Source organism: Nocardioides marmoraquaticus (genome assembly GCF_054777915.1).
Genome location: NZ_BAAHAA010000009.1, coordinates 137,955 through 147,691 on the forward strand (window position 1 = coordinate 137,955; position 9,737 = coordinate 147,691).

General features: G+C 74.8%; 9 protein-coding genes. All 9 read right to left on the minus strand.

Features of this window, described 5'->3' with window-relative positions:
• Positions 1-47: 47 nt before the first annotated feature.
• Positions 48-1,262, minus strand: a complete 1,215-nt coding sequence (locus ACYU8I_RS09425) for a dipeptidase (protein ID WP_460839935.1) — start codon at positions 1,260-1,262, stop codon at positions 48-50.
• Positions 1,262-1,876, minus strand: coding sequence for an NUDIX domain-containing protein (locus tag ACYU8I_RS09430; protein ID WP_460839905.1), 615 nt, complete (start codon positions 1,874-1,876; stop codon positions 1,262-1,264). The genes ACYU8I_RS09425 and ACYU8I_RS09430 overlap by 1 nt, the downstream gene beginning before the upstream one ends.
• Before the next feature lies 1 nt (position 1,877).
• On the minus strand, positions 1,878-3,608 hold the full coding sequence (locus ACYU8I_RS09435) for a CTP synthase (protein WP_460839906.1): 1,731 nt from the start codon (positions 3,606-3,608) through the stop codon (positions 1,878-1,880).
• A gap of 102 nt (positions 3,609-3,710) precedes the next feature.
• Positions 3,711-5,423, minus strand: coding sequence for a DNA repair protein RecN (gene recN / locus ACYU8I_RS09440; RefSeq protein ID WP_460839908.1), 1,713 nt, complete (start codon positions 5,421-5,423; stop codon positions 3,711-3,713).
• Entirely contained in the window at positions 5,420-6,415 is a 996-nt protein-coding gene (locus ACYU8I_RS09445; RefSeq protein ID WP_460839910.1) for an NAD kinase, read from the minus strand. The genes recN and ACYU8I_RS09445 overlap by 4 nt, the downstream gene beginning before the upstream one ends.
• The gene (locus tag ACYU8I_RS09450) at positions 6,412-7,254 is read right to left on the minus strand and encodes a TlyA family RNA methyltransferase (RefSeq protein WP_460839913.1); all 843 of its coding nucleotides are present in this window, start codon (positions 7,252-7,254) and stop codon (positions 6,412-6,414) included. Before ACYU8I_RS09450 ends, ACYU8I_RS09445 begins: the two co-directional genes overlap by 4 nt.
• Positions 7,254-7,502: a hypothetical protein gene (locus ACYU8I_RS09455; protein ID WP_460839915.1), complete on the minus strand. Its 249-nt coding sequence runs from the start codon at positions 7,500-7,502 to the stop codon at positions 7,254-7,256. The genes ACYU8I_RS09450 and ACYU8I_RS09455 overlap by 1 nt, the downstream gene beginning before the upstream one ends.
• A gap of 10 nt (positions 7,503-7,512) precedes the next feature.
• Positions 7,513-8,511, minus strand: a complete 999-nt coding sequence (locus ACYU8I_RS09460; RefSeq protein ID WP_460839917.1) for an HAD-IIA family hydrolase — start codon at positions 8,509-8,511, stop codon at positions 7,513-7,515.
• Complete coding sequence (locus tag ACYU8I_RS09465; RefSeq protein WP_460839919.1) at positions 8,508-9,578, minus strand: tetratricopeptide repeat protein; 1,071 nt, start codon at positions 9,576-9,578, stop codon at positions 8,508-8,510. Before ACYU8I_RS09465 ends, ACYU8I_RS09460 begins: the two co-directional genes overlap by 4 nt.
• Positions 9,579-9,737: the final 159 nt, after the last annotated feature.

Below are 9,737 nucleotides of genomic sequence, written 5' to 3' on the forward strand. Positions count from 1 at the left end.
CCGCGACCTCGGCGCGGGGTCTCGACGCGGGGTCTCAGCGCAGGGTCTCAGCGCAGGCCGGCGTCGGACATCGTCCGCAGCACGTTGCGGCAGGTGAGCGCGGCGAGGTCGGACCGGCTCCAGCCGCGGTCGGCCAGCGCCTGCAGCAGCCGGGGGTAGCCACCGACGTCCTCGAGTCCCTCGGGCAGCCGGTCGACACCGTCGTAGTCGCCGCCGAGACCGACGTGGTCGATCCCGGCCACCTCGCGCACGTGCTCGACGTGCGCGACGACGTCGTCGAGCGAGCTCACCGGCTCGGGGTGGGAGGCGGCGTACCGCGTCGCGAAGGGGTGGTACGCCGTCAGGTCGGTGTGGCGGACGCCCTCGGCCGCCGCGGCGTCCTGCACCTCCTCGTCCCACTCCTTCACCGCCGTGCTCACGAAGCGCGGGACGAAGGTGACCATGCAGGTGCCGCCGTTGTCGGCGAGGCGGCCGAGCACGTCGTCGGGCACGTTGCGCGGGTGGTCGGTGACCGCCCGTGCCGAGGAGTGGCTGAAGACGACCGGGACGCTCGTGGTGTCGAGCGCGTCGCGCATCGTGTCGGCGCTGACGTGGCTGAGGTCGACCAGCACGCCGAGGCGGTTCATCTCGCGCACCACCTCGCGCCCGAAGTCGCTGAGCCCGCCGAGGACGGGCTCGTCGGTGGCCGAGTCGGCCCACGGGTTGTTGTCGTTGTGCGTCAGCGTCAGGTAGCGGACGCCGAGCCGGTGCAGTGCCCGCAGCGTGCCGAGCGAGCCACCGATCTGGTGCCCGCCCTCGGCCCCCATCAGGCTCGCGACCCGGCCCTGCGACCACGCGCGCTCGACGTCGGCGACCCCGGTGGCCAGCGCGAGCTGGTCGGGGTAGCGGGCCACCATCGTGTGCACGGCGTCGACCTGCTCGAAGGTGGCGGTCAGCACCTCGTCGGGTGCGAGCGTCGAGGGCACGAAGACCGACCAGAACTGCGCCTGCAGCCCACCCTCCCGCATCCGGTCGAGGTCGGTGTGCAGCCCCAGCCCGCGGCAGACCTCGCTGTCGGTCAGCTCGGCGCGACCGAAGTCGTAGCCGACCCGCTGGCGCAGCGCCCACGGCAGGTCGTTGTGCCCGTCGAGCACCGGGTGCTCGCGCAGCAGCGCCGCGACGTCGACGCCGCCCTCGCCCGTCGAGCCCCCGCCCCCGCTGGTCGAGCCCCCGCCCCCGCTGGTCGAGCCCCCGCCCTCGCTGGTCGAGCTTGTCGAGACCATCACAGCCGGCCCTCCCGTCGCAGGTGGGTGTAGGCGAGCACGGCGGCGACGAGCGGGCTCTCCGAGATCCGCCCGGCCAGCGCCGCCCCGACGAGCTCGTCGACGGGGGTCCAGAAGAGCTCCATCTCGGCCTCCTCGCCGTGGAGCTCGAAGTCGCCGCGGCTCACGGGCGAGAGCCCCCGGGCCAGGAAGACCTGCTGACGCTCCTCGAGGATGCCTGCGCTCGGGACGAGGTCGAGCAGCAGCCTCCAGTCGCTGGCCTGCAGCTCGGCCTCCTCGCGCAGCTCGCGCGCGGCGGTGTCACGGGGGTCCTCCCCCGCGGCGTCCTTCAGGCCGGCCGGGAGCTCGACGAACCAGCCCTGGCCCGCGTGACGGTACTGCCGCAGGCAGCACACCCGCTCCTGGTCGTCGACCGCCAGCACCACGACCGCACCGGGGTGCTCGACGACGAGCCGGGCGTGGGTGTCGTCGGGGTGGTCGGGGCGGTGCACCGTGTCTCGGCGCAAGCCGAAGACCGGGTGGTCGCCGAAGACGGTCTCGCTCTCGACCACCGGCCAGCTGCCCGGCAGGTCGGCCAGCGCCGACCCCGCCGGGGTTCCCGGAGCACCTGGCACCTCAGGCCTCGGCCGTCTCGAGGTCCTCGGCGGGCTCGAGCTCGTGGTCGGCCACCCACCGACGACGTCGGGCGTCGCCCTCGATCGGGATCTCCAGCTCGCGCTGGCGCTGGATCGCCGCGCCGACGAGGCCGGCGAAGAGCGGGTGCGGTCGGGTCGGGCGCGAGCGCAGCTCGGGGTGCGCCTGGGTCGCGACGTAGTAGGGGTGCACGTCGCCGGGCAGCTCGACGAACTCCACCAGCTCGCGGTCGGGCGAGGTGCCGCTGAAGACCAGCCCGGCCTCGGCCAGCCGGTCGCGGTAGGCGTTGTTGACCTCGTAGCGGTGGCGGTGGCGCTCCTGCACCTGCGCCTCGCCGTACGCCGCTCGCACCACGCTGCCGTCGGCGAGGTCGGCGGGGTAGAGCCCGAGCCGCATCGTGCCGCCCAGGTCGCCCGCCCCCTCGACGAAGGCCTCCTGCTCGGCCATCGTGGCGATGACCGGCTCGGGGGCCTGCGGGTCGAACTCGGTAGAGGCGGCCTGGGTGAGGCCGGCGACGGAGCGGGCGTACTCGATGACCATGCACTGCAGGCCCAGGCACAGCCCGAGGGTCGGCACCTTGTGGGTGCGGGCGTAGGTGAGCGCGCCGAGCTTGCCCTCGATGCCGCGGATGCCGAAGCCGCCGGGCACGCAGATCGCGTCGGCGTCGCCGAGCCGGCGTGCGGCGCCCTCGGGCGTCTGGCACTCGTCGGAGGGCACCCAGTCGATGGTCACCTTGGCCTCGTGGGCGAAACCGCCGGCGCGCAGCGCCTCGACGACCGAGAGGTAGGCGTCGGGCAGGTCGACGTACTTGCCGACCAGCGCGATCGTCACCTCCTCGTTGGGGTGGTGCACACGACGGAGCAGGTCGTCCCACAGCGTCCAGTCGACGTCGCGGAAGGGCAGGTTGAGCCGCCGCACCAGGTAGGCGTCGAGGCCCTCGCGGTGCAGCACCTTGGGGATGTCGTAGATCGACGGGGCGTCGGCTGCGGTGACCACGGCCTCCTCGTCGACGTCGCACATCAGCGAGATCTTCTTCTTCACCGACGCGGGCAGCTCGCGGTCGGAGCGGCAGACCACGGCGTCGGGCTGGATGCCGATCGAGCGCAGCGCGGCGACGGAGTGCTGCGTGGGCTTGGTCTTCAGCTCCTGGCTCGGGCCGATGTAGGGCACGAGCGAGACGTGCAGGAAGAACACGTTGTCGCGACCGACGTCGTGGCGCACCTGTCGCGCGGCCTCGAGGAAGGGCAGCGACTCGATGTCGCCGACGGTGCCGCCGACCTCGGTGATGACGACGTCGACGTCGTCACCGCCCATGGCGAGCACCCGGTCCTTGATCTCGTTGGTGATGTGCGGGATCACCTGCACGGTGTCGCCGAGGTAGTCACCGCGTCGCTCGCGGGCGATGACCGAGCTGTAGACCTGCCCGGTGGTGACGTTGGCGATCTGGCCGAGGTCGGTGTCGAGGAAGCGCTCGTAGTGCCCCACGTCGAGGTCGGTCTCGGCGCCGTCGTTGGTGACGAACACCTCGCCGTGCTGGAACGGGTTCATCGTCCCGGGGTCGACGTTGAGGTAGGGGTCGAGCTTCTGCATCGTCACCCGCAGACCGCGCGAGCGGAGCAACCGGCCCAGGCTCGAGGCGGTCAACCCCTTGCCGAGCGAGGAGGCGACGCCTCCGGTCACGAACACGTGCTTGGTCGGCTGCGGTGCTACCAAGAGGACTCCCCGTGGGTGCGAATGAAGCAGTGATCCACGGGATTCGAGCCTAACAGGCTTCGCGGGCCGGGTCGCACGCCGGCGAGCGTGGCGCGCGACTCGTCAGCGTGCGCGGGCCATCTCGAGCAGCTCCTGGGCGTGGGCCATGGCGGTGTCGGAGGACTCCTGCCCTGCCAGCATCCGCGACAGCTCGCGCACGCGACCCTCGCCGTCGAGCACCTCGAGCCCCGAGGTGGTGACGCTGCCGTCGCTGCTCTTGCGGACCACCACGTGCTGGTCGGCGAAGGCGGCGACCTGCGGAAGGTGGGTGACGACGAGCACCTGCGCGTCACGAGCGAGGTCGGCGAGGCGGCGGCCGATCTCGACGGCCGCGGCGCCACCGACGCCCGCGTCGACCTCGTCGAAGACGAAGGTGGGCACGGGCCGGGTCGCGGCCAGGCAGACCTCGAGCGCGAGCATCACGCGGGAGAGCTCGCCACCCGAGGCCCCCTTGCCGAGGGGACGCGGCTCGGAGCCGGTGTTGGCGGCGAGGAGCAGCTCGACCTCGTCGACGCCGTGGGCGGCGAAGGCGAGCCGCTCCGCGCCGACCTCGAGGCCGCGCTCGTCAGGGGTGCGCCCCAGCCGCACCTCGACGCGGGCGTGCGGCATCGCGAGGGCGGCCAGCTCGCGCTGCACCCGGGTCGCCAGGTCGTCGCCGGCCTCGCGGCGCAGCCGGGTCATCGCGTCGGCGTCGGTGGCCAACGCCTCGCGCAGCCCTGCGCGCTCGTCGCGCAGCGCCTGGACGCGCTCGTCGGAGGTGTCGAGGGCGAGCAGCCGCTGCGCCGAGGTCTCGGCCCACGCCAGCACCTCCTCGACGGTGTCGCCGTACTTGCGGGTCAGCGCCGTCAGGGCGGCCCGCCGCTCGCTGACCGCCGCCAGGCGGGCGGGGTCGGTGTCGACGCCCGAGGCGTACGACGCCGCGTCGGCGGCGACGTCGGCGAGCAGGTAGCTCACCTCGGAGACCCGGTCGGCCAGCGACGCGGCCTCCGGGTCGTGCTCGCGCACTGAGGTCAGCGCCTGGCGGGCGGCGGAGACCGCACCCATCGCGTCGGGGGCGTCCTGGTCGGACGACAGCGCCTCGCGCGCCTGCTCGGCCGCGGCACGCAGCGTGTCGGCGAAGCCGAGGCGGGTCTCCTCGGCGGCGAGGGCGTCGTCCTCGCCCGGCTGGGGGTCGACCTGCTCGACCTCCTCGAGGCCGAGCCGCAGCAGGTCGGCCTCGCGGGCGCGCTCGCGAGCCGAGCCGAGCACGTCGCGGAGCTCGGCCTCGACCTCGCGCAGGCGGTGGTAGGCGACGCAGTAGCGCTCGGCGACCTGCGCCAGCGCCGCGCCGGCGAAGGCGTCGAGCGCAGCGCGCTGGGCCTCGGTGCGCAGCAACCGGTGCTGGTCGGACTGCCCGTGCACCGCGACCAGCTGCTCCCCCGCCCGTTGCAGCGTCGCCGCTGGCACGCCGGCGCCGCCGAGGAACGCCCGGGACCGGCCCTCGGCGGAGACCTGCCGCCCGAGCAGCACCCGGCCGTCCTCGACCTCGCCGCCGACCTCGTCGGTCAGGGCCGTCACCCCCGGGGCGGCCGTGACGACGCCGTCGACCCGGGCGCTGCGGCGCCCGCTGCGCACCGAGCCCGAGTCGGCCCGGCCCCCGAGCAGCAGCCCGAGGGCGGTGACGAGCATGGTCTTGCCCGCACCGGTCTCGCCGGTGATCACGCTCAGGCCCGGGCCCAGCTCGAGCACCGAGGCGTCGATGACGCCCAACGAGCTGATCCGGATCTCCTCGATCACGACGGCTCGCCCCGGTCGTCGGGCCGCTGGACGGGTCGCCGGGAGGGCCGCTGCTCCGCACGCTGCCAGCGTCGCTCGGCCGCGCCTCGCCAACCCTCGACCGGGAGGCCGAACTTGGCGACGAGGCGGTCGGCGAAGGGGGCCGCCTGCAGCCGGGCCAGGCGCAACGGCACGGTGCCGCGGCGTACCTCGATGCGGGCCCCGGGCGGCAGGTCGACGGTGCGGCGCCCGTCGCACCACAGCACCCCGCAGCCCTCGGTGCGGTCGAGCACCTCGACGGCCAGGGTCGCGCTCGGGGAGACCACCATCGGCCGGGCGAACAGGGCGTGCGCGCTGATCGGCACCATGAGCAGCGCCTCGACCTCCGGCCACACCACCGGGCCGCCGGCGCTGAAGTTGTAGGCGGTCGAGCCCGTCGGGGTCGCGAGCACGACGCCGTCGCAGCCGAACCGGCTGACCGGGCGCCCGTCGACCTCGACGACGGCCTCGAGCATGCGCGACCGGGCGGCCTTCTCGACGCTGGCCTCGTTGAGCGCCCAGGTGCGCGTCGCGACCTCGCCGTCCTGCAGCACGACGACGTCGAGGGTGAGCCGCTCCTCGCTGATCCACTGCCGCGCCACGATGCGCTCGATGACGGTGTCGACCTCCTCGCTCTCGGCCTCGGCCAGGAAGCCGACGTGACCGAGGTTGAGGCCGAGCAGCGGGGTGCCGCTGCCGTGGGTGAGCTCGCTGGCGCGCAGGATCGTGCCGTCGCCCCCGATGACGAGGGTCAGCTCGCACTCCTCGGCCCCGACCGTCTCCGGGGTGCAGGTCTCGACGCCCTCGGTGACCGACAGCCCCACCTCGGACGCCTCGTCGGACAGCAGCCGGACCACGATGCCGTTGCTGATCAGCGCCTTGGCCACGTCGCGGGCGACCTCGCGCGCCTCCTCGCGGCCGGCGTGGGCGACGACGAGCACGCGGCGGGTGCCGGGGGCAGCGGGATCGGTCACTCCTGAAGCCTCTCACCCGGGTCCGACGACCCCGGGTCGCCGCCCCGCACGGCCCGGTCGACCTGCTCAGGGTCGAGCTCACCCGCGTCGCGACGCAGCCACACGAAGAACTCCACGTTGCCCGACGGCCCGGGCAGCGGGCTGCGGCACACCGCCCGGGTGCCCCAGCTCAGACCGGCCGCTGCCGCGGCGACGTCACGCACGGCCTCGGCCCGCAGGCTCAGGTCACGGACCACCCCGCCCTTGCCGAGGCGCTCCTTGCCGACCTCGAACTGCGGCTTGACCATCAGCGCCAGGTCGCCCGCCGGGTCCGTCACCGCGGTCAGCGCCGGCAGCACGAGCCGCAGCGAGATGAAGGACAGGTCGCCCACCACGAGGTCGACCGGCCCGCCGGTCGTCTCGAGGTCGAGCTCGCGCACGTTGGTGCGGTCGCGGACCACCACCCGGGGGTCGTCCTGCAGCCGCCAGACGAGCTGGCCGTAGCCGACGTCGACGGCGACCACCTCGCGTGCCCCGGCGCGCAGCAGCACGTCGGTGAAGCCGCCCGTGCTGGCACCGGCGTCGAGGCACCGGCGTCCCTCGACCGCGAGGCCCTGGGGAGCGAACGCCGCCAGGGCACCGGCGAGCTTGTGCCCACCGCGGCTGGCGTAGTCAGGAGTCGTGTCGTCGTCGCGCACCACCAGGTCGGCGTCGGTCGTCACCCCGGTGGCGGGCTTGCGCGCGACCTCCTTGTTGACGGTGACCCTGCCGGCGGCGACGAGCTCGGAGGCGTGCTCGCGCGACCGGGCGAGGCCGCGCCGCACCAGCTCGGCGTCGAGCCGCAGCCGTCGTGGCGCCATCAGGCCTCGGGGGCGGCGTCCCGGACGACCGGATCGCCGGCGAGGACCGCACGCAGGCGCCCGTGCACCTCCTCGTACGCCGCGGGGTGCTCGCCCACCGGCCGCTCGTCGAGCCCGTCGAGGGGGGCCAGCAGCGTCGCGAGGTCGTCGTCGGAGACCTCGACGGCCGGCCGTGCGGACGGGGGCGGGCCGGGCACCGGCCCGGCGGTCGAGCCAGCGGTCAGCGGCGTGGTCGCGGCGTCGTCCATGCGCGGCAGGCTACCCGGGCGGGCACAGCCCGTCGGTGAGCACGGCCGAGCCGCGGGTGTCGAGGTGGCGCCAGGCCGCGGCGGCGACGCTCGCCCACCAGTCGAGCCCGTCCCCGTCGCCCTCGACGACGAGCCGGTCGCCGTCGGCGCGGGCCGTCCAGCCGCCCAGGCGGGCGGTGCCCTCGTCGTCGACCTCGGCCACGCGGCCGGGGGCCGCGAGCGCGGCGAGGTCGGGGGCGACGTACGTCGGACGTCGCTCGCGCGGCGCCGCGACCAGCTCGTCGAGCCCGGACACGCCGGTCAGCACGAGCAGGCTGTCCCAGCCCATGGTGACGGCACCCTCGATGTCGGTGTCGAGCCGGTCGCCGACGACCAGCGGACGCTCCCCACCGACCCGGTCGAGGGTCTCCTCGAACAGCGGCGCCTGTGGCTTGCCCGCCACGACGGGCTCGCGCCCGGCGAACTCGGCGACGAGGCGCACCATCGCGCCGTTGCCGGGCGCGGTGCCGCGCGCGGTGGGGATGGTCATGTCGGTGTTGCTCGCCACCCAGGTCAGGCCCTCGGCGACCAGCTGCGCACCCGCGGAGACCCGGCTCCACGGCACGTCGGGCCCGTAGCCCTGCACCACCGCGACCGGCTCGTCGTCGAGCGACGTCACCGGCTCGAGCCCGCGCTCGCGCAGCGCCTCGTCGAGGCCCTCGCCCCCGAGGAGCATCACCCGGCTGCCGGGGTCGAGCTGCTCCGTCAGCAGCCGCGCAGCGGCCTGGGCGCTGGTGACGACGTCGTCGTCGGCTGCCTCCACGCCGAGCCGGCGCAGGTGGTCGCCCACCGTCCGTGGCGGCCGCGAGGCGTTGTTGGTGACGAACGCGAGGTGCATGCCCTGCTGCTGCGCAGCGTTCAGCGCCTCGGGGGCGCCGGCCACGGCGTCGGGCCCGCGGTAGACCACCCCGTCGAGGTCGAGGACCGCGACGTCGTAGCGCTCCCGCAGCGCGCGCTCGTCAGCCGTCACCCGAGCTCCCGCTCCAGGGCTGCGGCCCGGTCAGCCGCGTCGGTGAAGCTCTCGTGGTCGACGGCGACCACGCGGTGGAACCACGTCACGGCGTCGGCCGGTCGGGCGGCCGCGACCAGCGCGTCGGCGTAGGCGTAGCGCAGTCGCGCCACCCACGGCTCGCGCGACTTCGACATCAGGGGAGCGTTCTCGAGCGTCCGCAGCGCCGCGTCGAGCTCGCCGCGGTCGCGACGGGCGCCCGCCTCGACGATGGTCAGCTCCGCGAGCAGCGGCGGCGCGAGCTTCTCGCGCGGCGCGTTGCGGATGGTCGCGAGCGCCTTGTCGGGCTTGCCCAGCGCGCGCTCGCAGTCGGCGATGATGGCGACGTAGTCCTGCACGCCGTTCATCCGCTTCGCGGCCCGCAGCTCGGTCAAGGCCTCGGCGTACTCCCCCGCGGCGTACGCCGCCTCGCCCACGGCCTCGCGGACCACCGACAGCCGGCTCGCGCGGGCCCGGGCCGCGAGCGTGTGCTCGTAGGCGGTGCGCGGGTCGGACTCGATGAGCTCCTCGGCCGCGACGAGGTGACGCGCCACCCGCAGGGCGAGCTTGTCGGGCAGCGACCTCAGCTGCGAGGCGAGCGAGCGATCGAGCTCCTTGCCCGTGATGTGCTCCGGGATGTCGGGACCGTCGTAGCGCTGCTGGCTCTCGGTGCGCTCCTGGTCGGTCGGCCGACCCCGCCGATCGTCACGCCGGAAGTCACGCCGGTCGTCGCGCTGCCCGGCACGCTGCCCGTCACGCCACGGACCGCCGGAACGGGGACCCTCGCCGGGGCGCCCCGGCCCGGAGCGACCCGCGCCACCACGACGGTCGTCACGACCGCCCGCATCGTCGGACCGGCCGCGGCTCGGACCGCCGCGGCCCTGGCCGCCGCGGCCCTGGCCGCCGCGGCTCTCACCGCTCCGGCCGCCGGCACCACGGCCCCCCTGACCGTCGCGTCCAGCGCCCCCGCGTCCTGTGCCACCGCGTCCTGCGCCGCCTCCGGCGCCGCGGCCACCACGATCACCGCGACCACCCTGCTGCTCTGCCACGTCTGTCCTGCTCTCCGTCGTACGTGTGACTGCGTGTACCCACCGAGGTCGACAGGTGGGTAAACGACTGAAGGCCGCCCCCCGCGGGGGACGGCCTTCAGCCACTAAGAATTGTCCGGCGACGTCCTACTCTCCCACGACCTCCCGGTCGCAGTACCA

What these genes read in the sequence shown, in the direction of transcription:
- ACYU8I_RS09425 (WP_460839935.1), bottom strand. Translation starts at nt 1,262, where the DNA reads ATGGTCTCGACAAGCTCGACCAGCGAGGGCGGGGGCTCGACCAGCGGG.
- ACYU8I_RS09455 (WP_460839915.1), bottom strand. Translation starts at nt 7,502, where the DNA reads ATGGACGACGCCGCGACCACGCCGCTGACCGCTGGCTCGACCGCCGGG.
- ACYU8I_RS09450 (WP_460839913.1), bottom strand. Translation starts at nt 7,254, where the DNA reads ATGGCGCCACGACGGCTGCGGCTCGACGCCGAGCTGGTGCGGCGCGGC.